Consider the following 25,714-nt stretch of genomic DNA (forward strand, 5'->3'; position numbering starts at 1 on the left):
CCAGTCGGACAGGACGCCCCTCGGCACTTCATGGGCAGACACGAAACTTCCTTTCCCGAAATTCTCGACGTCGCGGCGCTTCGGGCGAAATGCGACTTCATCGCCTCGGCCCACGCCGAGCAGCGCGAACCGATGCGTCAGGCACTGCTTGCGGCCTTCAAACAGGCAAATGTTGCAGGCCGCGCCAAGGCGCGCGAACTGTTTGCTGGCGATGGCGGCGGTATCCTTTGCGCCGAGCGTATCTCCTGGCTTCAGGACCAGCTGATCACGGTGCTGCATGATTTCGTGCTCAACGAGATTTTCGATGCCGCCAATGCAGCCCCGGCAAGCCGCATCGCTGTCGCTGCCGTTGGCGGTTACGGCCGCGGCACGCTGGCACCCGGCTCGGACATCGACCTGCTCTTCCTGCTGCCGGTGAAGAAGGCCGTCTGGGCCGAGCCCGCCATCGAATTCATGCTCTACATCCTGTGGGATCTGGGCTTCAAGGTCGGCCACGCCACCCGCACGATCGAGGACTGCATCCGGCTCTCGCGTGCCGACATGACGATCCGCACGGCAATCCTCGAGACCCGCTATATCTGTGGTTCCGAAACGCTGGCGGCTGAACTCGAAACGCGCTTCGACCATGAGATCGTGCGCAACACCGGGCCGGACTTCATCGCCGCCAAGCTTGCCGAACGCGACGAGCGCCACCGCAAGGCCGGCGACACGCGCTATCTCGTCGAGCCCAACGTCAAGGAAGGCAAGGGCGGGCTTCGAGACCTGCACACACTGTTCTGGATCGCCAAGTATTTTTACCGGGTCAAGGATTCGGCCGATCTGATCAAGCTCGGCGTCCTCTCCCGCACGGAATACAAGCTGTTCCAGAAGGCGGAGGATTTCCTCTGGGCGGTGCGTTGCCACATGCATTTCTTGACCGGCAAGGCCGAGGAACGGCTGTCCTTCGACATTCAGCGCGAGATCGCCGAGGCGCTCGGCTATCACGACCACCCCGGCCTTTCGGCGGTCGAGCGCTTCATGAAGCACTACTTCCTGGTGGCCAAGGATGTCGGCGATCTCACCCGCATCTTCTGCGCCGCACTCGAAGACCAGCAGGCCAAGGACGCGCCCGGCCTTTCCGGCATCATCGGCCGCTTCACCCATCGCAGCCGCAAGATTGCCGGCACGCTCGACTTCGTCGATGACGGCGGGCGCATAGCACTTTCGAGCCCCGATGTGTTCAAGCGCGATCCGGTCAACCTTTTGCGCTTCTTCCACATCGCCGACATCAACAATCTCGAGTTCCACCCGGCAGCGCTTCGGCAGGTGACGCGCTCGCTCGGCTTGATCAAGCCGCAGCTGCGCGAGAACGAGGAGGCGAACCGGCTGTTCCTGTCGATCCTGACCTCGCGCCGCAAGCCGGAGCTGATCCTTCGCCGCATGAACGAAGCGGGCGTGCTCGGGCGGTTCATTCCGGATTTCGGCAAGATCGTCTCGATGATGCAGTTCAACATGTACCACCACTATACGGTGGACGAGCATCTGCTGCGCGCGGTCGACGTTCTCTCGCGCGTCGAGCGCGGCATCGAGGAGGACGCCCACCCGCTGGTCGCCAAACTGATGCCGGGGATCGAGGACCGCGAGGTGCTCTACGTCGCCGTGCTTCTGCACGATATCGCCAAGGGTCGGCCGGAGGATCATTCGGTCGCCGGTGCCAAGGTGGCGCGCCGGCTCTGCCCGCGCTTTGGCCTGACGCCGAAGCAAACCGAGCTTGTCGCCTGGCTGATCGACGAGCACCTGACAATGTCGATGGTCGCCCAGACCCGCGACCTCAACGATCGCAAGACCATCGTCGACTTTGCCGAGCGGGTGCAGTCGCTCGACCGGTTGAAGATGCTCTTGATCCTCACCGTCTGCGACATCCGCGCCGTCGGCCCGGGCGTCTGGAACGGCTGGAAGGGGCAGCTGCTCCGTACACTCTATTATGAAACCGAACTCCTGCTTTCGGGCGGCTTCTCCGAGCTGTCGCGCAAGGAGCGCGCTGCCCATGCGGCAACGATGCTGAGCGACGCGCTGACCGACTGGCCGGCAAGCGAGCGCGAAGCCTATGTGCGGCTGCATTATCAACCCTATCTGCTGACCGTGGCGCTCGAGGATCAGGTGCGTCACGCCCGCTTCATCCGCGAGGCGGATGCCGCCGGCAAGGCGCTGTCGACCATGGTGCGCACGCACCAGTTCCATGCGATCACCGAAATCACCGTGCTGTCGCCCGACCATCCGCGGCTCTTGACGGTCATCGCCGGCGCCTGTGCTGCGGCGGGCGCCAACATCGTCGACGCGCAGATCTTCACCACTTCGGACGGCCGGGCGCTTGATACGATCCTGGTCAACCGCGAGTTTTCCGTCGACGGCGACGAGACGCGCCGGGCGGCCAGCATCGGCAGGTTGATCGAGGACGCGCTGTCCGGTCGCAAGCGGCTGCCGGAGGTGATCGCCAGCCGCACCAAGGTCAAGAAGCGCAACAAGGCCTTCACTGTTACGCCTGAGGTGACGATCAGCAATACGCTGTCGAACAAGTTCACGGTCATCGAGGTCGAGTGTCTCGACCGTCCCGGCCTGCTGTCGGAGATCACCGCCGTCCTGTCGGACCTTTCGCTCGACATTGCCTCGGCGCACATCACCACCTTCGGCGAGAAGGTCATCGACACCTTCTACATCACCGATCTCGTCGGCCAGAAGGTCACCAGTGAAAACCGCCAGATGAACATCGCCGCCCGCCTCAAGGCCGTCATGGCCGACGAGGCCGACGAGGTTCGAGACCGGATGCCATCCGGCATCATCGCGCCTGCCGTAGGCACGTCCTCCGCTCAAAGAACGACAAAAGCCGAAACATGAGTCTGGTCAAGAAATTTGCAACCGTCGGCGGCGCCACGCTCGGCAGCCGTCTGTTCGGCTTCATCCGCGAAACCTTCATGGCGGCGGCCCTCGGCACCGGCCCGGTCGCCGATGCCTTCAACACCGCCTTCCGCCTGCCCAACACCTTTCGCCGGCTCTTTGCCGAGGGCGCATTCAATTCCGCCTTCGTGCCGCTTTTTGCCAGGGAGATCGAGGCGAACGGCATGGAAGGGGCGCGGCGGTTCTCCGAAGAAGTCTTCGGCGTTCTCTTCACCGTGCTGTTGTTCCTGACGGTGGTGATGGAACTGACGATGCCGTTCATCGTCAGCAACCTGATCGCGCCCGGTTTCGCCAATGATCCGGCGAAGCTCGGCAATACCATCGTCTTCGCGACGATCATGTTTCCCTATCTCGCCTGCATGTCGCTTGCCGCGATGATGGCGGGAATGCTCAATTCGCTGCACCGCTATTTCGCCGCGGCGATCGCTCCGGTGTTCCTCAATATCATCCTCATCGGCATCCTCGGCTATGCCTGGTACATCGGCCAGGATCCGATTGCGGTCGGCTACGGCCTCTCCTGGGGCGTGATGGCGGCCGGTCTCGTGCAATTGGCGATCGTCTGGGTCGCGGTGCGCGACGCCGGCATCAAGATCGGCTTTCGCCGCCCGCGGCTGACGGCCAATGTCAGGCGGCTGCTGGTGCTGGCGTTGCCGGCCGCGATCACCGGCGGCATCACCCAGATCAACCTCCTGATCAACACCAACATCGCCTCGGCGCAGGAAGGTGCTGTGTCGTCGCTCGTCTATGCCGACCGTATCTACCAGCTGCCGCTCGGCGTCGTCGGCATTGCGGTCGCAACCGTGCTTTTGCCGGAACTGGCGCGCGCGCTGCGCTCCGGCAACGTCAACGAGGCCGCGAACCTGCAGAACCGCTCGGTGGAATTCACCCTGTTTCTGACGTTGCCGGCGGCGGCGGCCTTGCTTGTCATGTCGGAGCCGATTGTCCGGCTGCTGTTCGAACGTGGTGAATTCTCCGCGTCGTCGACGGTGGTCGTCGGCCATATCCTGGCGATCTACGGCCTCGGCCTGCCGGCTTTCGTGCTGATCAAGGCGTTCATCCCCGGCTTCTTTGCCCGCGAGGACACGCGCACGCCGATGGTCTTTGCCGGCATTTCGGTTGCGGTGAACGTGTCGCTGGCGCTGACGCTGTTTCCGCGGCTGGGCGCAAGCGGCATCGCGACGGCGGAAATCGTTGCCGGCTGGGTGAATGCCGTGCTGCTGTTCGGCATGCTCGTCTGGCGTGGCCATTGGGGACGCGACATTCCGCTTCTGACCCGCATTCCCCGTCTCGTCATTGCCGCGGCCGGCATGGCGCTCGCCTTGCATTATGCTCTTCAGTGGTTGGCCTACGAAGTGTCGTCGGCAGCGCCGTTGATCGTGCGCGCAACCACGCTCTGCGGTCTGGTGGCCGTCGCCATGGCGATCTATTTCGCGATCGCCTTCGGTATCGGCGGCGCTAATCTCGGCATGATCCGCCGCAACATCAAGCGCAAGGCGAAGGCCAAGGCAGACCCTGCTCCAGCGCCGGACGCAGACGCCTGAACCATCCGGTGATGAAGCGGCGATGCCTATTTTAATCGGCGTCGCCCACTCGGATTCGCACCACTTGATCGCGCCCCGCCCGACGTGCATAAGCCATGCCGTTAGCAACATGGGTGATGAACCCTGGGGCCCTCCACCAGCCTATTGAGGACGACATGAACGAATTCAAGCCGCTCGTATTTTCCGGTGTGCAGCCGACGGGCAACCTCCATCTCGGTAATTATCTCGGCGCGATCCGCAAGTTCGTGGCTCTGCAGGAAAACAACGATTGCATCTATTGCGTCGTCGACCTGCATTCGATCACCGCGCAGCTCGTGCATGAGGACCTGAAGGGGCAGATCCGCTCGATCGCCGCAGCCTTCATCGCGTCCGGCATCGATCCGGAAAAGCATATCGTCTTCAATCAGTCGGCCGTGCCGCAGCATGCGGAACTCGCGTGGATCTTCAACTGCGTCGCCCGTATCGGCTGGATGAACCGGATGACCCAGTTCAAGGACAAGGCCGGCAAGGACCGCGAGAACGCCTCGCTGGGCCTGCTTGCCTATCCGAGCCTGATGGCCGCCGACATTCTCGTCTATCGCGCCACCCATGTTCCTGTCGGCGACGACCAGAAGCAGCATCTCGAATTGACGCGCGACATCGCCCAGAAATTCAATATCGACTTCATGGAGCACATCCGTCGTGGTGGCTACGGCGTCGACATGGTCGTCGGCGAAGAGCCTGTTCATGCCTATTTCCCGCCGGTGGAGCCGCTGATCGGCGGCGCAACGCCGCGTGTCATGTCGCTGCGTGACGGCACCAAGAAGATGTCGAAGTCCGATCCGTCGGATCTTTCGCGCGTCAACCTGATGGATGATGCCGAAACCATCTCCAAGAAGATCCGCAAGGCCAAGACCGACCCGGATGCGCTCCCGAGCGAGCTCGACGGCCTCAAGGGACGCCCCGAGGCGGAAAACCTCGTCGGCATCTATGCGGCCCTTTCCGACAAGACCAAGGAAGAAGTGCTGGGCGAATTCGGTGGCCAGCAGTTCTCGGTGTTCAAGCCGGCCCTGGTCGACCTGGCGGTCGAGGTTCTGTCGCCAATCACTGGCGAGATGCGCCGCCTGATGGGCGACACGGCCCACATCGACGCCATCCTTCGCGATGGTGGCGAGCGTGCCCGGGCGCGGGCGGAAAAGACCATGAGCGAGGTTCGCGAAATCATCGGATTTCTGCAGTAAAAGGCGAAAATGAGGCCTTGCGGCGGCTTATCTGGAGTGTAATGTTCGCCGCATGGTCTCGACCCGACTCTCACGACTTGAAGGTCACCGCCGCAAATTCATGGCGGTGATCGACGATACCCCGGAATGCGGCCGCGCTGTCCACTATGCTGGCATGCGCGCCAAGAATTCCAATGGCGGTCTCGTCCTGCTCTATGTCATCGCCGACGGCGACTTCCAGCAATGGCTGGGGGTCGAGGAAATCATGCGTGCGGAAGCGCGCGACGAGGCGGAAGCGACGCTCGCCAAGGTGGCGCAGTCCGTCCGCGAGCGCATCGGGATAGAACCCGAAATCGTCATCCGCGAAGGGGCAGCAACCGAGCAGATCCATTCGGCCATCGAAGAGGATCGCGACATCGCCATCCTGGTTCTGGCCGCAGGCTCGGCAAAGGAGGGCCCCGGTCCGCTGGTGTCGTCGATCGCCGGCAAGGCGGCCGCCTTCCCGATCCCGGTGACGGTCATCCCGGATCTGCTCACCGACGAGGAAATCGACGCGCTCAGCTGAGCTGCGTCTCTTTGCGCTCTTGCGAGGGCGGAACGAAGATCTTATATTCTTTTGAATTATTCTAAAGAGCCGGTTGAGAGAACCGATCCCGGCGAGACGGAGAGAGACATGTTCATCCAGACCGAAGCCACGCCGAACCCGGCCACGCTCAAGTTCCTGCCGGGCAAGGTCGTTCTGGAAAGCGGCACTGCCGAATTCCGCGACGAGGAAGAAGCACGCGCCGGTTCGCCGCTTGCTGCCCGCCTGTTCTCGATCCCTGGCGTCAGCGGTGTCTACTTCGGCTACGACTTCATCACCGTCAGCAAGGACGGGCAGGAGTGGCAGCACCTGAAGCCCGCCATCCTCGGCTCGATCATGGAGCACTTCATGTCCGGTGCGCCGATCATGGCCGGAGCGGGCCGCGCCGAGCAGCTGGACGAAGAAGACGAATTCTTCGAGCCCGGCGACGAGACCATTGTCGCAACCATCAAGGAACTGCTCGAAACCCGGGTTCGCCCGGCGGTGGCTCAGGACGGTGGCGACATCACCTTCCGCGGCTTCAAGGACGGTACCGTGTTCCTGAACATGAAGGGTGCCTGCTCTGGCTGCCCGTCGTCGACGGCGACCCTGAAGCATGGCGTGCAGAATCTGCTGCGGCATTTCGTTCCCGAGGTGGAAGCGGTCGAAGCCGTCTGATATCGCGATGGCGAACGGCTGCGCCTTTCGAGGCTGCAGCTGATCACTAGTGTGAGTAAGCGTAACCGCGATGCCGATCGGGCTTCGCGGCATGATGCGTCTGGAAATCGCTGCAACTGAAATGATCGTACTTGCCATCGACACATCAGGGTCCGGCTGTTCCGCTGCCATCTATGACAGTGGTTCGTCGGCAGTTCTCGGGCAATCCGGTGCCGACATCGGCCGTGGCCATGCCGAAAGGCTGATGGAGTTCGTCGACGAGGCGCTCGTCGCAGCCGATCGCCCGATCGGCGATATCGACCGCATCGCCGTCACCATCGGCCCGGGATCGTTCACCGGTATCCGTGTCGGGGTCGCGACGGCGCGCGGACTGGCGCTTGCGCTTGGCAAGCCCGCGGTCGGCATTTCCTCCCTTCACGTTATCGCAGAAGAAGCCCGTTCCGCGGCGCCGGGCAAATCGGTGCTGGTCGCGATCGACGCCAAGCGCGACGAGGTCTATGTCCAGGCCTACGATGCCGCAGGCCATGCCGTCACGGAGCCGGAAGCGCTGTCGGTCACGGTTGCCCGCGACCGCTTTGCCGGTTTCGAGGGATGCGTGGCCGGTTCGGGCGCCGAACTGCTCGCCTCTCTGACGCCGGTCAAGACCCCGGATCTCGTCGATATCGCAGTCGTTGCGCGGCTCGGTGTTATTGCTGATCCAGCCTCGGCCAAGCCGAAGCCGCTATATCTTCGTGGGCCCGACGCCAAGCCGCAAGCGGGCTTTGCCGTTGCCCGAGCCTAGACACAGATGAACTTCACCGATTACTTCACGCGCCGTGCCGAATTCGACATCTTCCCGCTGGAAGAGCCGGATCTCATCGCCGCCGCCGGCCTGCATCGCCAGCGCTTCGCGGCGCCTTGGAGCGATGGCGAAATCCACGCCTTGCTGGTCCAGGACACGGTGTTCGGCTTTGTCGCTCGCCAGACCAACGGCTCGCTCCGGCCTGCCTTCGGCGGCTTCGTTCTGTCGCGTGCGGTGGCCGGCGAGGCCGAAATCCTGACCATCGGCGTCGATCCGCGCTATGCCCGTTCCGGCCTCGGCTGGCGGCTGATGCAGGCGGCGATGCGCGAAGCTTCGGTCAAGGGATCGGACACGCTGTTCCTCGAAGTGGACGAGACCAATCAGGCCGCGATCGGGCTTTACCGTAAGCTCGGCTTCCTCAAGGTCGGCGAACGCCGCGCCTATTACCAGGACAAGACAGGACAGCGCACCGCTGCGCTTGTCATGCGGCTCGATCTTCGCTAGTGCGAACCGGATTGGTTCGGCACGCCCCGGATGAACCGGGGCTTCGCGCAACCATGCGGAGTGGCGCGTGAACGGCGCAGGAAATCCTTTTCGATGATCAATTGGCTGCGGATCATTTTGTTCGCGCTGGTGCTGGCGTTGGCCTCGCTCGTGCTGATGCCGATCCAGATCGTCTGCCTTTGGCTCGATCTGAAGCCGCGCCGCCTGTTGCCGCGCTACTGGCACCGCATGGCCTGTTATCTGCTCGGCATCAAGGTGCGCGTCCATGGCATGCCCGAACGCCGCCGGCCGCTGCTTCTGTGCGCCAACCACGCCTCGTGGAAAGATATCCTGGTGTTGTCTTCGGTTGCCGACGTCGTCTTCGTCGCCAAGTCCGAGGTCAAGCAATGGCCGGTCTTCGGCATTCTCGCGCGGTTGCAGGCATCGATCTTCGTCGTGCGCGAGCAAAAGCGGTCGACCGGAAAGCAGGTCAGCGAGATCGGCCAGCGGCTCGCTTGCGGCGAGATCGTCGTGCTTTTCCCGGAAGGCACGACCTCCGACGGCAACCGCCTGCTCGAAATCAAGACGTCGCTGTTCGGCGCAGCCGCTTCTGCTGTGCCGCATTCACCGACCGGCATGGTCCACGTTCAGCCGGTCGCCATATCCTATACGGGCATTCACGGAATGCCGATGGGGCGCTTCAACAGGCCGATCGCCGCCTGGCCCGGTGATACCGGCTTGGTGCCGCATCTGCTCGGTATCCTGCGCGAAGGGGCGATCGAGGTGGATGTCGATTTCGGCGAGGCCGTCGACTACGACCACCACACCAACCGCAAGGAAGTCAGCCGCGTGATCGAGCAGCGCATCCGCTCGATGCTGTCGGACCGCCTGCGCGGACGGGCCTGACGCTGGTGGCCACGTGAATGCCGGCAGGCAAAAATACTTCAATTCTGACCCGCTTTGCACTAAAGAACCGGCATGACCCAGGAAACAGCTCTTCTGACGACGCCCGCAACGGGCGACGAACGCACGCCGGCCCGCAAGGTTTTCGTCAAGACCTACGGCTGTCAGATGAATGTCTACGATTCCGACCGCATGTCGGATGCGTTGACGCGTGACGGCTATGTCTCGACGGATGTGCTTGAGGATGCCGACTTCGTCCTGCTCAACACCTGTCACATCCGCGAGAAGGCGGCAGAGAAGGTCTATTCCGAACTCGGTCGCCTGCGCGATCTGAAGAAGGCGAAGGCGCTCGAGGGCCGGGAGATGGTGATCGGCGTTGCTGGCTGCGTTGCCCAGGCCGAAGGCAACGAGATCCTGCGCCGCGCGCCGGCGGTCGACCTCGTCATCGGGCCGACCACCTATCACCGTCTGCCGGAAGCGCTGAAGCGTGCGCGCAACGGCGAGCGCGTCGTCCAGACCGACTACGCCGTCGAGGACAAGTTCGAGCATCTGCCGGCACCCGACAAGGCCAGGACCCGCGCGCGCGGCGTCACAGCGTTCCTGACGGTGCAGGAAGGCTGCGACAAGTTCTGCACTTTCTGCGTCGTTCCCTATACCCGCGGATCGGAGGTCTCCCGTCCCGTCGCCCAGATCGTCTCGGAAGCGGAAAAGCTGGTCGAAGCCGGTGTGCGCGAGATCACCTTGCTCGGCCAGAACGTCAACGCCTGGCATGGGCTCGGCCCCGACGGCCGCGAATGGGGCCTCGGCGATCTGCTGCAATGTCTTGGCGACATCGAGGGGCTGGCGCGGCTGCGTTACACCACCAGCCACCCCCGCGACATGGACGACAGCCTGATCGAGGCGCATCGATCGATGCCGAAGCTGATGCCCTATCTGCACCTGCCGGTCCAGGCAGGCTCCGACCGCATCCTCAAGGCGATGAACAGGCGGCATACGGCGGCCGAGTATCTGGCGCTGATCGCGCGCATCCGCGCGGTGCAGCCGGACCTCGCCTTGTCGGGTGATTTCATCGTCGGCTTCCCCGGCGAGACCGACGAAGACTTCGAAGCGACCATAAGGCTGGTCGAGGCCGTGGGTTATGCACAGGCATTTTCGTTCAAATATTCGACCCGTCCCGGCACGCCCGGCGCCGACCTCGAGGATCAGGTTCCGGAGGACGTAAAAGCCAAGCGTCTGGAAAGATTGCAGGCTTTGCTGATTTCGCAGCAGCGCGCCTTTGCCGAATCCTGTGTCGGACGCGAAATCGACCTGCTTTTGGAGAAGCCGGGCCGCATGCCCGGGCAACTCGTCGGCCGGTCCCCCTGGCTGCAGCCCGTGAATGTTGATGCAAAAGCATCGCAAATCGGTGACATTATCAAGGTGCGAATCATCAAGGCGGGACCGAACAGTCTGTTTGCCGAGATGATCGGGTAAGGACCAAACACAGGAGCCTGAACCGCTTGAACGGACACGAACTGATCTCTTCATCATCGCGCCAGTCGAAAACAACTGCGACAGACGCCAATCACTTCGTGCTCACATTCGAGAACAACCGGTTCGCCAGCGAACTCTTCGGGCAGTTCGATCAGAATCTGAAGCTCCTCGAGGAGCGCCTCCGGATCGAAGCGCACCCGCGCGGCAATTCCGTTGCGATCTCAGGTGATGTCGTTGCCACCAATCAGGCGCGCCGCGCACTCGATTTTCTCTATGGACGGTTGCAGAGTGGCGGATCGATCGATACGTCGGATGTGGAAGGCGCGATCCGCATGGCGGTCGCTGCCGACGACCAGCTGCAATTGCCGACCATGGAGAAAAAAGCCAAATTGACGATGGCGCAGATTTCAACGCGCAAGAAGACGATCGTCGCCCGCACGCCGACGCAGGATGCCTATATCCGCGCGCTGGAGCGTTCCGAGCTCGTCTTCGGCGTCGGTCCGGCCGGTACCGGCAAGACCTACCTCGCGGTTGCCCATGCGGCGCAGCTTCTTGAGCGTGGTGCCGTCGACCGCATCGTGCTTTCCCGTCCGGCCGTCGAAGCCGGCGAACGCCTCGGCTTTCTGCCGGGCGACATGAAGGAGAAGGTCGACCCCTATCTCAGGCCGCTCTACGATGCGCTCTATGACATGATGCCGGGCGACAAGGTGGAGCGTGCCATCACGGCAGGCGTCATCGAAATCGCACCCCTGGCCTTCATGCGCGGTCGCACGCTTGCCAATGCCGCCGTCATTCTCGACGAGGCCCAGAACACCACATCGATGCAGATGAAGATGTTCCTGACCCGTCTCGGCGAAAACGGCCGGATGATCGTGACCGGTGACCCGAGCCAGGTCGACCTGCCGCGCGGCGTCAAATCGGGTCTGGTCGAGGCCTTGCAGATCCTGCGCGGCGTCGAGGGTGTCTCGGTCGTCCGGTTCAAGGACGTCGACGTCGTGCGCCATCCGATGGTGGCACGCATCGTCCGGGCCTACGAGGCCCAGACCGCCGTGCACGATGAAAGCGAGCAGAGCGACCGCTGATCGGCGGTCGTTGCGATCATGACTGCATTGGATATCCAGATCAGCGTCGAGGAGGGCAATTGGCCCGACGAAGAGACGCTTCTCGCCTTTTCGTCGCCGGTGCTCGAGGCGGCCGCAGCCTTCCTGACTGCGGAAGAGGGCCAGCCGTTCCCGAAGATGCAGCCCGAGCTGTCGCTGGTTTTCACCGACGACGCTTCCATTCGCATGATCAATGCCGAATGGCGCAGCCAGGACAAGCCGACCAACGTGCTTTCCTTCCCGGCGTTTCCGCTGACGCCCGGCAAGATGCCGGGGCCGATGCTCGGCGACATCATCGTTGCGCGCGAAACCCTCGAGCGCGAAGCTGAGGGTCTGGAGAAGACGTTCGATGCGCATCTGACGCATCTTCTCGTGCATGGATTCCTGCATCTTTTCGGTTATGATCATATGGTAGATGATGAAGCCGAAAGAATGGAAAGCCTGGAGACTCGCATTTTGGCGCGTCTTGGCTTATCTGATCCTTACGGGGACCGATCCCCGGATTAACAGTTTGGACCAATGAGCGACTTTAAAACACAGCCCGTCGCAATGGCGACCGAGGAGGCCGATGCCTCCGGAGAGGCGGAGGCGGGCAGTAGTAGCACCGCCACTCGACAAGAGGGCACCAAATCCACATCGTCCTTCTGGAGCCGGGCCGCGCGCATTTTGCGTGGTGCCAATCCTTCGAGCCTCCGCGAGGACCTTGCCGACGCACTGCTGACGGACGCCGACAGCAACACGGCATTTTCGCCCGAAGAGCGGGCGATGCTCAACAACATCCTGCGCTTCCGCGAAGTCCGCGTCGAAGACGTGATGGTCCCGCGCGCCGATATCGAAGCCGTCGACCAGAGCATCACCATTGGCGAATTGATGGTGATCTTCGAGGAATCGGGGCGCTCGCGCATGCCGGTCTACAACGAAGGTCTGGATGATCCGCGCGGCATGATCCACATTCGCGACCTGCTCGCCTATGTGACCAAGCAGGCCCGCAACCGCCGTCGCAACGGCAAGGCTCAGACTACCGCCGCGTCGTCGTCTTCGGCTGAAAAGACACCAAGATCGCCGAAAGCGACCTTCGATCTGTCGCGTGTCGATCTCGGCAAGTCGCTGGAGGAGGTGGGCATAATCCGCCAGCTCCTGTTCGTGCCGCCGTCGATGCTTGCTTCGGACCTGATGCAGCGCATGCAGGCCGCTCGTATCCAGATGGCGCTCGTCATCGACGAATATGGCGGCACCGATGGTCTCGTTTCGCTGGAAGACATCGTCGAGATGGTCGTCGGCGACATCGAGGATGAGCATGACGACGACGAGGTCATGTTCGCCAAGACCTCGGAGGACGTCTTCGTCGCCGATGCCCGCGTCGAGCTGGAGGAGATCGCCGAAGCGATCGGTTCCGATTTCGACGTTCGCGAACAGCTTGAGGATGTCGATACGCTCGGTGGCCTGATCTTCGCGTCGCTGGGGCGGATTCCGGTGCGGGGCGAGGTGGTGCAGGCACTGCCAGGCTTTGAGTTCCAAATCCTCGACGCCGATCCTCGCCGCGTCAAGCGGGTGCGGATCATGCGCAAGCGTCCGCCGGCCCGTCGTCGCATCGTGCGATCCGAAGGCGAGTTGGCACAGGAACAGGCGCCCGCCAATCGCGGCAACGGTACCGAGCCGCAACAGGCCGCCGCCGGAGAGCAATAGGCTTTTCCCCACATTGTTTTCTCAGCGAAGCTCGGTCTCGACCTTCGCTGAGAACGGCCACCGATCCTCGATCGGTGGCGTCCCTTTTGCGCGTCAAATTCGACGCGTGGTGCTGCAAAGGGGACAAGCAGCCACTTTTTTGGAACACTGCCGGCAACTGATTCGGTTGTTCTTCCCGCGCAGCGTCGTGTTTCGCGGCCTGCGCCAACAGGAGGCTGCATGGAAAGACTGGCTGGCAGGATCATGCTTCTGTCGGGCGCCCCCCGGCTATTGCTCGCGTTTGCCGCGGGCCTCCTGGCTGTTCTGACACAGCCGCCGTTCGGCATCTTTGCGGCTGCCTTCCTCTCCTTTCCTGTTCTCGTTTGGCTGCTCGACGGCGCGACCGGCCATCCGGACGGCGGCGTAATCCGGCGGCTCTGGCCGGCAGTCTGCATCGGCTGGGCGTTCGGTTTCGGCTATTTCCTCGGCGGGCTCTGGTGGCTTGGTAACGCACTGTTGGTGGAGGCGGACAGCTTCGCCTGGGCATTGCCGCTGGCAGTCGTAGGGCTTCCGGCGTGCCTTGCCCTGTTCTACGCGCTCGCGGCCCTGATTGCCCGCATCCTCTGGTCGGATGGCGTGGGCCGGATCGCAGCACTGGCGCTGGGTTTTGGCTTGGCTGAATGGTTGCGCTCGTTCATCTTTACCGGCTTTCCCTGGAATGCGATCGGCTATGCGGCGATGCCGATGCCGTTGATGATGCAGTCGGCAAGTGTCCTGAACCTCGCAACCATCAACATGCTGGCGGTTTTCGTCTTTGCGGCGCCGGCCCTTATCGCGACCGGCAAGGGCAGCCGTATTGGTCTCAGCCTTGCTGTGGCGCTTTTCGCGGCCCATACCGGCTTCGGCTTTTATCGGCTTGCGCTGCCGGCGCCCGGCGGACCGGATCAGCCGCTTGCCGTTCGCCTCGTTCAGCCGGTGATCGATCAGGCAAAGAAACTCGATGATAGCGAGCGCGGCGCCATCTTCGAGGAGCATTTGGCTTTGACCACGGCACCAGCCGAAGGTGAAACCAAGAAGCCCGATATCGTCGTCTGGCCGGAAACCTCGATCCCGTTCATCCTCACCGACAGTCCCGATGCGCTTGCGCGCATTGCCGAAGTGCTCGATGACGGGCAGATCCTCATTGCCGGCGCGGTGCGAGCGGAAGATGCCGGCGCCGGCCTGCCGCCGCGCTATTACAACTCGATCTACGTCATCGACGAACGCGGGCAGATCATGAGTGCTGCCGACAAGGTGCACCTCGTTCCCTTTGGTGAATATCTGCCGTTCGAGGACATGCTCTCGTCCTGGGGCCTAAGCTCGGTCGCGGCCGCCCTGCCGGGTGGTTTCTCGGCCGCCAAGACCCGGTCGCTACTGACCTTGCCCGGCGGGCGCACGTTCTACCCGCTCATCTGTTATGAGGCGATTTTCCCCGACGAGATCGGCACTGATGCGCGCGGCGCCGACGCGCTGCTCAACATCACCAATGATGCCTGGTTCGGCGACACGCCGGGCCCCCGTCAGCACTTCCATCAGGCGCAGTTGCGTGCAGTGGAAACGGGATTACCCCTTATCCGTGCAGCCAATAATGGTATATCAGCGATTGTTGATGCACGTGGGGTTTTAGTGGTAGGATTGGCCTACAATTATAGGGGAGTGATCGACACAATTCTGCCGGGAAGGCTTCCTACGCCCACGAATGAGGTCATTCGTAGCCGCATTTTCGGGTTGTGCGCAATCTTCCTCCTGCTGGTTGCAGCCTTCTCGCGTGTTAGTTTTAATATTAGGAAGAATTGACCTAAAACCCCTAAAATTGCATAGTGGACCGGACCATCGGTTTCTGCTGTGGCGACTCGTTTGTCTTCACCGTTGCGGTTGCAGCGGTGTGCGGTGTCCCCACGCCAGTCCGTGGATGATCGAAACAGCGTGTTTAGGAACGCAGATATGATGGAAAATAAAAAGAAGCCGAACCCGATCGACATTCACGTCGGTAGCCGGATTCGCCTTCGCCGCACGATGCTTGGCATGAGCCAGGAAAAACTGGGCGAAAGCCTGGGGATCACCTTTCAGCAGATCCAGAAGTACGAAAAAGGCACGAACCGCGTTGGTGCCAGCCGGTTGCAGAACATTTCCAGCATCCTGAACGTCCCCGTTTCCTTCTTCTTCGAAGACGCTCCCGGTGAAAACACCAGCGCTTCCGGCTTGGCCGAAGCCTCCAGCTCGAACTACGTTGTCGACTTCCTCTCTTCCTCGGAAGGCCTTCAGCTCAATCGCGCGTTCGTCAAGATCAACGATCCCAAGGTGCGTCGCAAGCTTGTCGACCTCGTCAAGGCTCTGGCTGCGGAAGCAGAAAGCGAATAGTCCCGAAACCCATCGGGATTGGAAAACAAAGCGGCCATTTGTGCCGCTTTTTTCTTGTCCGCCGTTTCCCTCTGATATCGGAAGTGATTGGCTCCGATGTCGATATAAAGATATATTTATGTCGTTGTTCGCTTGTTTTTCGGTCGCAAAACCACTAACACGATGCCAGCGCTTATCTTCTTGAGGGGAATTCCCGCATGCGTGCAAACTACCTGTTCACGAGTGAATCCGTAGCCGAAGGCCACCCGGACAAAGTATGTGACCGTATCTCCGACGAGATCGTCGATCTGGTCTACCGCGAAGCTGCCAAGACCGGTGTCGATCCCTGGGGCGTACGCATTGCCTGCGAAACGCTGGCAACGACGAACCGCGTTGTGATCGCCGGCGAAGTCCGCCTGCCGCCGAGCCTTCTGAAGAAGGACAAGAACGGCAACGACGTCATCAACCCCTCGAAGTTCAAGTCTGCCGCACGTAAGGCGATCCGCGACATCGGCTACGAGCAGGACGGTTTCCACTGGAAAACGGCCAAGATCGACGTGCTCCTGCACTTCCAGTCCGCACACATTGCCCAGGGCGTCGACAGCGCGTCCGACAAGCAGGGTGAAGAGGGTGCTGGCGACCAGGGCATCATGTTCGGTTACGCCTGCCGCGAGACCTCGGAACTGATGCCGGCGCCGCTCTATTATTCGCACCGCATCCTGCATCTGCTCGCAGCCGCCCGCAAGAAGGGCGACGGCGAAGTCGCCAAGCTCGGCCCGGATGCCAAGAGCCAGGTCACCGTTCGCTACATCGACGGCAAGCCGGCGGAAGTCGTCTCGATCGTTCTGTCCACCCAGCATCTCGATGAGAGCTGGGATTCGACCAAGGTTCGTGCGGTCGTCGAACCCTATATCCGCGAAGCGCTTGACGATCTGAAGATCGCCAGCGATTGCACCTGGTACATCAACCCGACCGGAAAGTTCGTCATCGGCGGCCCGGATGGGGATGCCGGCCTGACGGGTCGCAAAATCATCGTCGATACCTATGGCGGCGCAGCTCCGCATGGCGGCGGCGCCTTCTCGGGCAAGGACACGACCAAGGTCGACCGTTCGGCTGCCTATGCAGCCCGCTACCTCGCCAAGAACGTCGTTGCTGCCGGCCTCTCCGATCGTTGCACGATCCAACTTTCCTACGCCATCGGCGTTGCCCAGCCGCTCTCGGTCTATGTCGACCTGCACGGCACTGGCAAGGTCTCCGAGGACCAGGTGGAAAGCGCGATCCGCAAGACGATGGACTTGTCGCCGACCGGCATTCGCCGTCATCTCGACCTCAACAAGCCGATCTACGCCAAGACCGCTGCCTATGGCCACTTTGGTCGCAAGGCCGGCCGTGACGGCTCGTTCTCCTGGGAGAAGCTTGATCTGGTCAAGCCGCTCAAGGAAGCCATCGGGGCTTGACGCTTCGACATTTGCCGGACACAGAACGTCCGGCCGCTAAAGATAAAGGCGGATGCCCCCGAAAGGGGTGTCCGCCTTGCTCGTTGAAGGAAGATTGTCATGACTGAACCGCGCCGCAGCCGCGCCACGGAAGCCTTCTTCGGACGCCGCAAGGGCAAGCCCTTGCGCGAGCGCCAGGCGGCACACCTCGAAACCATTCTACCGAAGCTGAAGCTCGATCTCGGCACTGCCGCGCCGCAGGACATGAAGTCGCTCTTTCCCGAGCCGGTCGATCGCGTCCGTATGGAAATTGGTTTTGGCGGCGGCGAGCATCTGATCCACCGCGCGGCCGAGACCCCCTCGACCGGTTTCATCGGCGTCGAACCCTTCGTCAATTCGATGGCGAAGCTGATCGGGCAGATCGAGGAGAAGGGTGTCTCCAACATTCGTCTCTACAATGACGACGCCACGCAGGTGCTCGATTGGATGCCGGACGCCTGCGTCGACCAGGTTGACCTGCTCTATCCTGACCCCTGGCCGAAGCGCAAGCATTGGAAGCGTCGTTTCGTCTCCAGCGTCAATCTCGACCGCTTCGCACGGGTGCTGAAGCCCGGCGGCCTCTTCTGCTTCGCATCCGATATCGACACCTACGTCAACTGGACGCTGCTGCATTGCCGCGACCATGCCGCCTTCGAATGGACGGCCGAACAGGCATCGGATTGGTTGACGCCGTTTGAGGGCTGGCCGAGCACGCGCTACGAGGCCAAGGCGCGCAGGGAAGGGCGGAGTTCCGCCTATCTTACCTTCCGTCGCGTTTAAGCGGCGGTCTACGCACAGCATATTAAGGACACTCGAAGCGTTGCAGCAGCTTCTGTTGCGCGCCAGATTTGACGCGCAGCGCCTTGACGTTCCAGCGGCGAGCTTCGCCGCAGCTGACGATCAATGCAGGCTGACGGTCTTCAGATCGTCTTCTGCAGCCTTGTAGAAGGTGCTGGAGCGGTTGTCGGTCAAAAGGATCGGCGTGCCGTCCGCACCGAACAGGGCCCACAGATCGATGCCCGGTCCCATTTCAGGCGCTTCCGGGAAGCAGCGGGAAACCTCTTCCGAACGCATCTTTCTGATATAGCCGACTTCGCCCTCTCCCAGATGTGCGAGGTCGTTTTTTGACAATGACGAGGTGATGGCTTTCAGTCCCATGGTGGTACTCCGTGGTCGCCGGCCAGGGGAAAATCCCGCCGGTTATCCTACTCTGGGACTGAAATGTTAATTTTCTTTACCATACGCACCGGTTCCGGACGAACGAGATCGACCGAGAGCAGGCCGTTGCGCAATTCCGCGCCAAGCACCTTCATGCCGTCGGCAAGCACGAATGTGCGTTGGAACTGCCGGGCGGCAATGCCGCGGTGCAGGTAATCGCGATCGCCGGTGTCGATCTGACGGCCGCGAATGACGAGCTGGTTTTCCTCGGTCGTGACGTCGAGATCTTCTTCGGAAAAGCCGGCGACGGCGAGCGTGATGCGCAATCGCTCTGGCGCATCGACCGAATCGTCGCCGCGGATGCGCTCGATATTGTAGGGCGGGTAGCCGTCATTTCCCTTGGCGATACGCTCAAGGGTCTTTTCCATTGTGTCGAAACCCAGCAGGAGTGGGCTCGTGAAAGGCGTAATTCTGCTCATTCCCAAGTCCTTGTAAGATCAAGCGACCATTCTGCGGACCTGCCAAGCAGCATCCCCTTCCAATATGGTAGCTGTGCGCAATGAGCGCAAGCCGCTTGCCTCCGGCGTGCACGCAAATCATAGTCCGCAGCGCGAGAATCCGAAGGAGGAACACAAGCGTGCCTGTGCCGAGAAAAATAATCATAGACACTGATCCCGGGCAGGACGATGCCGCCGCCATCATGCTCGCTTTCGGCAGTCCGGAAGAAATCGATATCCTGGGGATCACGACGGTCGCCGGCAACGTTCCTCTGGCCATGACCGCGCGCAATGCCCGCATCATCTGCGAACTGTGCGACAGGACCAAAGTCAAGGTCTTCGCCGGCGCCGACCGGCCGATCGCCCGTCCGCTCGTCACTGCCGAGCATGTGCACGGCAAGACCGGTCTCGACGGACCTGTTCTCGACGAGCCGATGATGGCGCTTCAGGCCCAGCATGGCGTCGACTTCATCATCGACACGTTGCGCGCTGAAGCACCTGGCACGGTCACGCTCTGCACGCTCGGTCCGCTGACCAACGTCGCGCTTGCCCTTCAGAAGGCGCCGGACATTGCACCGCGGGTGCGCGAACTGGTGATGATGGGCGGCGGCTTCTTTGAGGGTGGCAACATCACGCCGGCGGCCGAATTCAACATCTATGTCGATCCGGAAGCGGCCGACATCGTCTTCCGTTCGGGTATTCCGATCGTGATGATGCCGCTCGACGTCACCCACCGGGTGCTGACGCACAAGGCGCGCGTGGCGAAGATCCGTGAGATCGGCAGCGCACCGGCGATCGCCATGGCGGAAATGCTGGAATTCTTCGAGCGGTTCGACATCGAAAAGTACGGCACCGACGGCGGCCCGCTGCATGATCCGACCGTCATCGCCTACCTCCTGCGGCCGGAGCTTTTCACCGGTCGTGACTGCAATGTCGAGATCGAAGTTCAGTCGCCGCTGACATCAGGCATGACCGTGGTCGACTGGTGGCAGGTCACGGGCCGCACGCACAATGCCAAGGTCATGCGTCATATCGACGATCAGGGTTTCTTCGACCTGTTGACAGAGCGGCTGGCGCGCATCTGATCGCCGCGAGCCAAAACCACAAAAGAAAACGCCGCCCCGAGAGGCGCCGTTTTTTTGCTTTATCGATTACTGGATCAGAACTCTTCCCAATTGTCCTGTGCCAACGCGTTGGCGCCGGACGTCTGTGTCAGGACGCGTTGGGTCGATGGCGTATAGCCGGCGCGCGCGGCACTCGGTGCCGGACGGGTGTCGCGGGCATAGGTAGGAGCCGGTGCGGGTGCCGGGCGTTCGGCCGAGCGCATGCGCTCGGCCGTACCGCGCAACATCTCCGTCGAGTTCGGCTGGGCTGCCGTCGTTCCCGAGCGCTGAGCGACGCGGAAGCGGGCGACCAGCGTGCTCAGCGAGCGTGCTTCCTCGTTGAGCGCCATGCCGGCGGCAGTGGTTTCTTCGACCATCGCGGCGTTCTGCTGGGTCACCTGGTCCATCTGGTTGACGGCCGAGTTGATCTCCTTGAGGCCGACGGCCTGTTCGGAAGCCGAACTCGAGATCTGGCGGATGAGGCCGTTGATCTGCACCACCTGTTCGGCGATCTTTTCGAGCGCGCCGCCGGCGCGACCGACGAGGTCGACGCCTTCGCGCACCTGGCCCGCCGAGGTGTTGATCAGCGTCTTGATCTCCTTGGCAGCGTTTGCCGAGCGTTGGGCAAGCTCGCGGACTTCCTGGGCGACGACGGCGAAGCCCTTGCCGGCGTCACCGGCGCGCGCGGCTTCGACGCCGGCGTTGAGCGCCAGCAGGTTGGTCTGGAAGGCGATCTCGTCGATGACGCCGATGATGCGGCTGACCTCGTGCGACGACTGCTCGATGCCCTTCATCGCGGCAATCGCCTTCTGCACCACTTCGCCGGACTGTCCGGCATCGCTGCTGGCCACGTCCACCGACTTGGCGGCGACCTTGGCGTTCTCGGCGCTGGCGTTGACCTGCGAGGTCAGCTCGTCGAGAGCTGCCGCCGTCTCTTCCAGGCTTGCCGCCTGCTGTTCGGTGCGGTGCGACAGATCGTTGGCGGCGCTGCTGATCTCGCTGGTGCCGTTGCCGATGTTGACGACGGAGTGGTTGACGGTGCGGATCGTCTCTTCGAGGCTGTCCATTGTCGCGTTGAAGTCGCGCTTCAGCTGGGCATATTCACCGGGGAATTCGTCGGTGATGCGGAAGGCGAGATCGCCGGAGGAGAGGTGCGAAAGACCCTTGCCGAGGCGGGCGACGATGTCGCGCTGGAGGGCGCTGGATTCGGTCCGCTCGGTCTCGGAACGGCTACGCTCGTGTTCCGCCTGCTCGCGCTCGTGGCGGGCTTCGCCTTCGAGCCGCTTGGTGTCGGCCAGCTGGTGGCGGAAGCCTTCGAGCGCCTTTGCCACCTGGCCCGTCTCGTCGGAGCGGTCCTGGCCGGTGATCGAATTGCCGTAGTCGCCGTTGCTGAGGTTGCGGACGTCCCTGACGAGGCCTGCAAGCGGCTGCTGGACAAAACCACGGACTGCGAAGTAAAGGCCGAGCAGCACCGCGCCGAGAACGACCAGGCCCCCGATGATCATCATGTAGGTCTGGTCGCGGACCGGCGCGTTGATCGCCGTGCGCGGCACGTCGACGAGCACGATCCAGCTGGTGTTCACACCCGAAACGGCGAAGGGGTAGACAACGCGGTCGAAGGGCTCGTTGCCGTCGTAGGACAGGTTCTTGACGACGCCCGAAGTTCCCGAAGCCAGTGCCTTCTTGACGACCTCGTTGCCTTCGCCGTCATAATCCTTGAGCAAAAGCTCCGGGATCGGCGCGACCAGCCACTTGCCGGTCTGGGACAGGAGGTAGACGCGGCCGGTTTCGAACGGCTTCAGCTTGGAGAGGCCGTCCGCCAGCGAAGCGAGCGAGATGTCGACGCCAGAAACGCCGATCAGCTTGCCGTTGGACGTGACCGGATAGGCGATCGAGCTCATCGCAGTCGGGACATCGGTGTCCTGCGCGGTATAGGGCGGGGTGATTGCGCCCTTGCCGCTCTTTGCCGCAAGGCTGTACCATTCCGCCGCGTAGTCCGCGCGGAAGGTCGAGAACTGGATCTCGTTTTCGCGGTTTTTCGACCAGTAGGGCGCAAAGATGCCTTCCTCGTTGGCACCCAGCTCCTTGTTGTTGGCCACGTCCTCCTTGCGGCCGTCAAAGGCCTTGGGCTCTTCGGCAAACCAGCTGCCGAAGGCGAATGGGTTCTGTTCGAGATTGGCCCTGAGGATGTTGATTACACCGGCGCGTTCCATCGATTTTTCCGCGTGGCTGCGGCCAAGGATGCCGGCCATCGAGCGCGAAGCGCTTGCCAGTTCGCCGATGCCGCCGGCGATATCAGAAGCGATGGCTTTCGCTTCGCCGGTTGCCTGGTCGAGCACCAGCGTTTCGACGCGCTCCTGTGTCTGGGAGATGAGAACGAAGTTCGAGGCGAGCAACACGAGCGCGATCGTGCCGCCTGTCACCGCGATCAGCTTGGTCGCCAGCGATTTGGCTTGGAACTTGAACATGAAATCCTCACGTGCTGGGAGGTCCGCAGGAGACAACCTGCGGCGAACGCATTTCACAATGTGGGTGAAACTCCATCATGGAGCGCCAGATGCCGACCGGCATTAAGGAGGCTGCCCATTCCTTGGGGAACCGGCTTTCTCATGGTCTTGAATAGCCGAGCAAATCTTAAGATTGGGCCAACGCAACGGCCAATTCATGCGCCGCTCATGGAGAATTTCCGCGCAAAGTTTTACCTCCGCGACAAAGACTGTCCGGATTGCGCAAAGGCTGTCGAAGAGTGATTTTCAGGGTCGTTGCCCGCTGAAAGGGCGCTTTCGGCACAGCAGGAACGGAAAGCCTCGCCGTTCAAACCAGGTCGCGCGACGGGCGTCAAAGTCTGCCCGGAAAAGTGTGCAGCTATTTGCGATAACGACATCGGCAAAAGCGAGAGCTTTGAAGTGCGGCAATCGAACGATCGCAACGCACTTCAAGATCGGATCAGGCCCTTAGATGCGCGGCTCGACTTCCGAGGCAAGCGGGATCGAGGGCTGGGCGCCGCGCTTCAGGCAGGCGAGTGAACCCGCCACCGCGGCGCGTCGGAGCGCGTCGGGAAATGCGAGCTTCTCGTCGAGGCTTGCAGCCAGGTAACCGCAGAACGTATCGCCGGCACCGACGGTATCGACCGGGTCGATCTTTAGGCCGCGGGCGCGATGGACCTCGCCTTCGTGCACGGCGATGACGCCTTCCGCGCCCAGCGTGACGATGACTGTGTGGCCGGTTTCGGCGTGCAGCTTTCTCATTGCCTCTTCGCGTTCGTGACCTTCGATCCCGGTCTTGCCGGCCAAAAGTTCGAACTCCGTCTCGTTGGCGATGACGATATCGGCCAGCCGGCCGAGGCGGGCCGCTTCCGGGGTCAGGGGCGCGATATTGATGACGGAGCGAATGCCCTTGCGCCGGGCTTCCGAGAGCGCCTTTTCCACCGACGCTGCCGGTATCTCCAGCTGCAGCATCAGGGTGTCGCCGGCGTTCAGGCCACCAACGGCGGCAACTGCATCGGCTTCGTTGACCGTTGCGTTGGCGCTGGCAACGACGACAATGACATTCTCGCCTTCACCGCCGACGAGGATATGGGCCGTGCCCGTCGGCTCCTCGACGGTTTTGGTCAAGGACAGGTCGGCGCCGGCCTCCCGCAGCAATTCGAGCGCGCCGTCGGCAAAGCTGTCCGAGCCGACGGCGCCGGCCATGTGAACGATGGCGCCGGCACGCCGTGCGGCCAGCGCCTGATTGGCGCCCTTGCCACCGGCGGCAGTCGAAAAGCCCGAGCCGGCAACGGTTTCGCCCGGCTTCGGCAGACGCGCGGTCGTGGCGATCAGGTCCATATTGATGGACCCAAAAACAGTGATCATGTGAAGATGTCCCGTCGAATTGCTGATTTTGGCCGGAGAGTGCCCGAGACCGTCAGTCCTCGTCAACCACCCTGAGGCGCAATTGCCCGACGCGATTGTCGACGGCATGGCGCGGTTCTTCCGGTCGTGCCGCACCTTCCGCCTCAAGTTCCAGCGCTTCGATCTTGGCGCCGCGGCGGGAAAGCTTGCCCGAGGAGATGAGGATCTCTTCGACATCCTTCTGGCTCATGGCGAAGTGACCCTGCAGCTTGCGGACCCGTTCGTCGAGGCGCGTCAAGTCCTCCATCAGCCGCCCCACTTCCCCCTGGATGAGATGCGCCTGCTCGCGCATGCGGGCGTCACGGAGGATCGACTGGATCACCTGGATCGACAGGAGCAGCAGCGACGGCGAGACGATGACGATCCGCTGGCGATGCGCCTTCTGGACGATCGCTTCGAAATGCTCGTGGATTTCAGCGAAGATCGATTCCGAGGGAACGAAGAGGAAAGCCGTCTCCTGCGTCTCGCCGGGGATCAGGTACTTGCTGGCGATATCGCGGACATGCACCTCCATGTCGCGGCGGAACAGTTGCACCATCTGTTGCCGGCGCTCAGGCGTTGCAGCGTCCCGCATGCCGTTCCAGGCCTCCAGCGGAAACTTCGCGTCAATCACCAGCGGCGGTTGGTCGTTCGGCATGCGGATGGTGCAGTCCGGCCGGGCGCCGTTGGAAAGCGTCGTCTGGAAGGCAAAGGCGCCCATCGGCAGGCCGTCGGCGACGATCGTTTCCATACGCGACTGGCCGAAGGCGCCGCGTGTCTGCTTGTTCGAAAGGATGGCCTGCAGCCCGGCCATGTCCTTGGCCAGCGACTGGATGTTGTTCTGGGCGGTGTCGATCACTGCCAGGCGCTCCTGCAATCGCCGCAGGTTTTCGTGCGTCGCCTTGGTCTGCTCGCTGATCGAGGCGCCGATCCGGTGCGTCATGCCATCGATCCGCTGGCTCAGCGTCTGGTTCAGTTCCGCCTGGCGGCTGCCGAACACGTCGGCCATTGCCGCGATGCGGCCCTGCATTTCCGTCTGCGCTGCCAGCAGCATGGCCATCTGCTCGTGACGCTCGTCGTCGCCCGCCCGCCGCCGCCGCGAAACGGTCATCAGCACGAAGCCAATCGCCAGCACGGCCAGAACCATGCAGAGATGGGCGACAGTGACCGGCACGGTGCCGATGAGAAAAACAGGCTGGTCAAACGAAATTGGCGCAGGTTCCATGCGGCAAGCCTAACAGATTCTTTTTTGAAGACCAGATCAAAACGAGAACATTTACCCGGCGCGGTTAACGGGAGACGACATTGCCGCGATGCCCGTAGCGTGCGCGCCAATTTTCTTGCACCCGGATGGAAAGATCGGTTATGGGAGCGATATGACGATCAAGCCGCTTATCATCCTTCCCGATCCTGTTCTGCGTCAGGTCTCGACCCCGATCGAAACCATCGATGCCGACATCCGTCGCCTGGCCGACGATATGCTCGAGACGATGTATGACGCCCCGGGTATCGGGCTCGCCGCCATCCAGATCGGCGTGGCGAAACGCATGCTGGTTCTCGACGTCTCCAAGGAAGGCGACGAGAAGACCCCGCACGTTTTCATCAATCCCGAAATCGTCGCTTCGTCCGACGCGTTCTCGGTCTATGAAGAAGGCTGCCTCTCCATTCCGGATTATTATGCCGAGGTGGAGCGTCCGGCGGAGGTCACCGTCAAGCACCTCGACCGTGACGGCAAGGAACAGATCGTCAAGGCCGACGGCCTGCTGGCGACCTGCCTGCAGCATGAGATCGATCACTTGAACGGCGTGCTGTTCATTGACCACATCTCCAAGCTCAAGCGGGACATGGTGATCCGCAGGTTCACCAAGGCTGCAAAGACCCGCGGCGCCAAGGCGATCTGATCCCGAGGAA

Annotated in this window: 23 protein-coding genes; 18 read left to right on the plus strand and 5 right to left on the minus strand. The window is 62.2% G+C overall.

Going from position 1 to position 25,714, the window contains the following annotated elements; all coding sequences use genetic code 11:
* The first annotated feature begins 30 nt into the window (after nt 1-30).
* The 16 genes from BKP54_RS09505 to trmB all read left to right on the plus strand — a co-directional run bounded on the left by BKP54_RS09505 (nt 31) and on the right by trmB (nt 17,953).
* Complete coding sequence (locus BKP54_RS09505; RefSeq protein WP_025425699.1) at nt 31-2,874, plus strand: [protein-PII] uridylyltransferase; 2,844 nt, start codon at nt 31-33, stop codon at nt 2,872-2,874.
* Nucleotides 2,871-4,475, plus strand: coding sequence for a murein biosynthesis integral membrane protein MurJ (gene murJ, locus BKP54_RS09510; protein WP_057204294.1), 1,605 nt, complete (start codon nt 2,871-2,873; stop codon nt 4,473-4,475). Before BKP54_RS09505 ends, murJ begins: the two co-directional genes overlap by 4 nt.
* Nucleotides 4,476-4,630: 155 nt before the next feature.
* On the plus strand, nt 4,631-5,695 hold the full coding sequence (gene trpS, locus BKP54_RS09515; protein ID WP_057204292.1) for a tryptophan--tRNA ligase: 1,065 nt from the start codon (nt 4,631-4,633) through the stop codon (nt 5,693-5,695).
* Between the two features lie 52 nt (nt 5,696-5,747).
* A complete protein-coding gene (locus BKP54_RS09520; protein ID WP_025425702.1) occupies nt 5,748-6,239 on the plus strand; it encodes a universal stress protein in 492 nt (163 codons plus the stop codon).
* Between the two features lie 108 nt (nt 6,240-6,347).
* Complete coding sequence (locus BKP54_RS09525; RefSeq protein WP_025425703.1) at nt 6,348-6,914, plus strand: NifU family protein; 567 nt, start codon at nt 6,348-6,350, stop codon at nt 6,912-6,914.
* A 121-nt stretch (nt 6,915-7,035) separates the two neighbouring features.
* Nucleotides 7,036-7,695, plus strand: a complete 660-nt coding sequence (gene tsaB / locus BKP54_RS09530; RefSeq protein ID WP_025425704.1) for a tRNA (adenosine(37)-N6)-threonylcarbamoyltransferase complex dimerization subunit type 1 TsaB — start codon at nt 7,036-7,038, stop codon at nt 7,693-7,695.
* A gap of 6 nt (nt 7,696-7,701) precedes the next feature.
* Entirely contained in the window at nt 7,702-8,199 is a 498-nt protein-coding gene (locus tag BKP54_RS09535) for an N-acetyltransferase (protein ID WP_025425705.1), read from the plus strand.
* Nucleotides 8,200-8,292: 93 nt separating this feature from the next.
* Nucleotides 8,293-9,084: a lysophospholipid acyltransferase family protein gene (locus tag BKP54_RS09540; protein ID WP_025425706.1), complete on the plus strand. Its 792-nt coding sequence runs from the start codon at nt 8,293-8,295 to the stop codon at nt 9,082-9,084.
* A gap of 72 nt (nt 9,085-9,156) precedes the next feature.
* Nucleotides 9,157-10,554, plus strand: coding sequence for a tRNA (N6-isopentenyl adenosine(37)-C2)-methylthiotransferase MiaB (gene miaB, locus BKP54_RS09545; RefSeq protein WP_025425707.1), 1,398 nt, complete (start codon nt 9,157-9,159; stop codon nt 10,552-10,554).
* Between the two features lie 26 nt (nt 10,555-10,580).
* Nucleotides 10,581-11,636, plus strand: coding sequence for a PhoH family protein (locus BKP54_RS09550; RefSeq protein ID WP_025425708.1), 1,056 nt, complete (start codon nt 10,581-10,583; stop codon nt 11,634-11,636).
* Between the two features lie 18 nt (nt 11,637-11,654).
* Nucleotides 11,655-12,161: an rRNA maturation RNase YbeY gene (ybeY, locus tag BKP54_RS09555; protein ID WP_025425709.1), complete on the plus strand. Its 507-nt coding sequence runs from the start codon at nt 11,655-11,657 to the stop codon at nt 12,159-12,161.
* 12 nt (nt 12,162-12,173) lie between these two features.
* Nucleotides 12,174-13,340, plus strand: coding sequence for a hemolysin family protein (locus BKP54_RS09560; RefSeq protein ID WP_025425710.1), 1,167 nt, complete (start codon nt 12,174-12,176; stop codon nt 13,338-13,340).
* Nucleotides 13,341-13,559: 219 nt separating this feature from the next.
* On the plus strand, nt 13,560-15,155 hold the full coding sequence (gene lnt / locus BKP54_RS09565; RefSeq protein ID WP_025425711.1) for an apolipoprotein N-acyltransferase: 1,596 nt from the start codon (nt 13,560-13,562) through the stop codon (nt 15,153-15,155).
* A 147-nt stretch (nt 15,156-15,302) separates the two neighbouring features.
* The gene (locus BKP54_RS09570) at nt 15,303-15,719 is read left to right on the plus strand and encodes a helix-turn-helix transcriptional regulator (protein ID WP_025425712.1); all 417 of its coding nucleotides are present in this window, start codon (nt 15,303-15,305) and stop codon (nt 15,717-15,719) included.
* A 197-nt stretch (nt 15,720-15,916) separates the two neighbouring features.
* Nucleotides 15,917-17,155, plus strand: a complete 1,239-nt coding sequence (metK, locus tag BKP54_RS09575) for a methionine adenosyltransferase (RefSeq protein WP_025425713.1) — start codon at nt 15,917-15,919, stop codon at nt 17,153-17,155.
* A gap of 99 nt (nt 17,156-17,254) precedes the next feature.
* Nucleotides 17,255-17,953, plus strand: coding sequence for a tRNA (guanosine(46)-N7)-methyltransferase TrmB (trmB, locus tag BKP54_RS09580; RefSeq protein ID WP_025425714.1), 699 nt, complete (start codon nt 17,255-17,257; stop codon nt 17,951-17,953).
* Nucleotides 17,954-18,073: 120 nt separating this feature from the next.
* Here trmB and BKP54_RS09585 read toward each other — a convergent pair whose 3' ends face one another.
* Both BKP54_RS09585 and BKP54_RS09590 read right to left on the minus strand, forming a co-directional pair.
* Nucleotides 18,074-18,331 carry a DUF1150 family protein gene (locus BKP54_RS09585; RefSeq protein WP_025425715.1) on the minus strand — a complete coding sequence of 86 codons (258 nt, stop codon included), beginning with the start codon at nt 18,329-18,331 and terminating at the stop codon, nt 18,074-18,076.
* A gap of 47 nt (nt 18,332-18,378) precedes the next feature.
* Nucleotides 18,379-18,810 (minus strand): Hsp20 family protein, encoded by a 432-nt coding sequence (locus BKP54_RS09590; protein ID WP_025425716.1) that lies wholly within the window; start codon nt 18,808-18,810, stop codon nt 18,379-18,381.
* Between the two features lie 158 nt (nt 18,811-18,968).
* On the opposite strand from BKP54_RS09590, the gene BKP54_RS09595 reads away from it, so the two are divergent.
* Nucleotides 18,969-19,913 carry a nucleoside hydrolase gene (locus tag BKP54_RS09595; RefSeq protein WP_128090390.1) on the plus strand — a complete coding sequence of 315 codons (945 nt, stop codon included), beginning with the start codon at nt 18,969-18,971 and terminating at the stop codon, nt 19,911-19,913.
* 74 nt (nt 19,914-19,987) lie between these two features.
* Here BKP54_RS09595 and BKP54_RS09600 read toward each other — a convergent pair whose 3' ends face one another.
* The 3 genes from BKP54_RS09600 to BKP54_RS09610 all read right to left on the minus strand — a co-directional run bounded on the left by BKP54_RS09600 (nt 19,988) and on the right by BKP54_RS09610 (nt 25,028).
* A complete protein-coding gene (locus tag BKP54_RS09600) occupies nt 19,988-22,399 on the minus strand; it encodes a methyl-accepting chemotaxis protein (protein WP_084814369.1) in 2,412 nt (803 codons plus the stop codon).
* A 486-nt stretch (nt 22,400-22,885) separates the two neighbouring features.
* Nucleotides 22,886-23,785 carry a ribokinase gene (locus tag BKP54_RS09605; RefSeq protein WP_025425719.1) on the minus strand — a complete coding sequence of 300 codons (900 nt, stop codon included), beginning with the start codon at nt 23,783-23,785 and terminating at the stop codon, nt 22,886-22,888.
* A gap of 52 nt (nt 23,786-23,837) precedes the next feature.
* Nucleotides 23,838-25,028, minus strand: coding sequence for a DNA recombination protein RmuC (locus BKP54_RS09610; RefSeq protein WP_025425720.1), 1,191 nt, complete (start codon nt 25,026-25,028; stop codon nt 23,838-23,840).
* A 151-nt stretch (nt 25,029-25,179) separates the two neighbouring features.
* On the opposite strand from BKP54_RS09610, the gene def reads away from it, so the two are divergent.
* Nucleotides 25,180-25,704: a peptide deformylase gene (def, locus tag BKP54_RS09615; protein ID WP_025425721.1), complete on the plus strand. Its 525-nt coding sequence runs from the start codon at nt 25,180-25,182 to the stop codon at nt 25,702-25,704.
* The last annotated feature ends 10 nt before the right edge of the window (nt 25,705-25,714 follow it).

The sequence above is a fragment of the Ensifer sp. 1H6 genome (genome assembly GCF_001976035.1).
GTDB classification, from domain to species: Bacteria; Pseudomonadota; Alphaproteobacteria; order Rhizobiales; family Rhizobiaceae; genus Ensifer; species Ensifer canadensis.

Bases quoted from the DNA above. Each gene is read 5' to 3' on its own strand.
- BKP54_RS09505 (WP_025425699.1), top strand. From the start codon at position 31: ATGGGCAGACACGAAACTTCCTTTCCCGAAATTCTCGACGTCGCGGCG.
- murJ (WP_057204294.1), top strand. From the start codon at position 2,871: ATGAGTCTGGTCAAGAAATTTGCAACCGTCGGCGGCGCCACGCTCGGC.
- trpS (WP_057204292.1), top strand. From the start codon at position 4,631: ATGAACGAATTCAAGCCGCTCGTATTTTCCGGTGTGCAGCCGACGGGC.
- BKP54_RS09520 (WP_025425702.1), top strand. From the start codon at position 5,748: ATGGTCTCGACCCGACTCTCACGACTTGAAGGTCACCGCCGCAAATTC.
- BKP54_RS09525 (WP_025425703.1), top strand. From the start codon at position 6,348: ATGTTCATCCAGACCGAAGCCACGCCGAACCCGGCCACGCTCAAGTTC.
- tsaB (WP_025425704.1), top strand. From the start codon at position 7,036: ATGATCGTACTTGCCATCGACACATCAGGGTCCGGCTGTTCCGCTGCC.
- BKP54_RS09535 (WP_025425705.1), top strand. From the start codon at position 7,702: ATGAACTTCACCGATTACTTCACGCGCCGTGCCGAATTCGACATCTTC.
- BKP54_RS09540 (WP_025425706.1), top strand. From the start codon at position 8,293: ATGATCAATTGGCTGCGGATCATTTTGTTCGCGCTGGTGCTGGCGTTG.
- miaB (WP_025425707.1), top strand. From the start codon at position 9,157: ATGACCCAGGAAACAGCTCTTCTGACGACGCCCGCAACGGGCGACGAA.
- ybeY (WP_025425709.1), top strand. From the start codon at position 11,655: ATGACTGCATTGGATATCCAGATCAGCGTCGAGGAGGGCAATTGGCCC.
- BKP54_RS09560 (WP_025425710.1), top strand. From the start codon at position 12,174: ATGAGCGACTTTAAAACACAGCCCGTCGCAATGGCGACCGAGGAGGCC.
- lnt (WP_025425711.1), top strand. From the start codon at position 13,560: ATGGAAAGACTGGCTGGCAGGATCATGCTTCTGTCGGGCGCCCCCCGG.
- BKP54_RS09570 (WP_025425712.1), top strand. From the start codon at position 15,303: ATGATGGAAAATAAAAAGAAGCCGAACCCGATCGACATTCACGTCGGT.
- metK (WP_025425713.1), top strand. From the start codon at position 15,917: ATGCGTGCAAACTACCTGTTCACGAGTGAATCCGTAGCCGAAGGCCAC.
- trmB (WP_025425714.1), top strand. From the start codon at position 17,255: ATGACTGAACCGCGCCGCAGCCGCGCCACGGAAGCCTTCTTCGGACGC.
- BKP54_RS09585 (WP_025425715.1), bottom strand. From the start codon at position 18,331: ATGGGACTGAAAGCCATCACCTCGTCATTGTCAAAAAACGACCTCGCA.
- BKP54_RS09590 (WP_025425716.1), bottom strand. From the start codon at position 18,810: ATGAGCAGAATTACGCCTTTCACGAGCCCACTCCTGCTGGGTTTCGAC.
- BKP54_RS09600 (WP_084814369.1), bottom strand. From the start codon at position 22,399: ATGTTCAAGTTCCAAGCCAAATCGCTGGCGACCAAGCTGATCGCGGTG.
- BKP54_RS09605 (WP_025425719.1), bottom strand. From the start codon at position 23,785: ATGATCACTGTTTTTGGGTCCATCAATATGGACCTGATCGCCACGACC.
- BKP54_RS09610 (WP_025425720.1), bottom strand. From the start codon at position 25,028: ATGGAACCTGCGCCAATTTCGTTTGACCAGCCTGTTTTTCTCATCGGC.
- def (WP_025425721.1), top strand. From the start codon at position 25,180: ATGACGATCAAGCCGCTTATCATCCTTCCCGATCCTGTTCTGCGTCAG.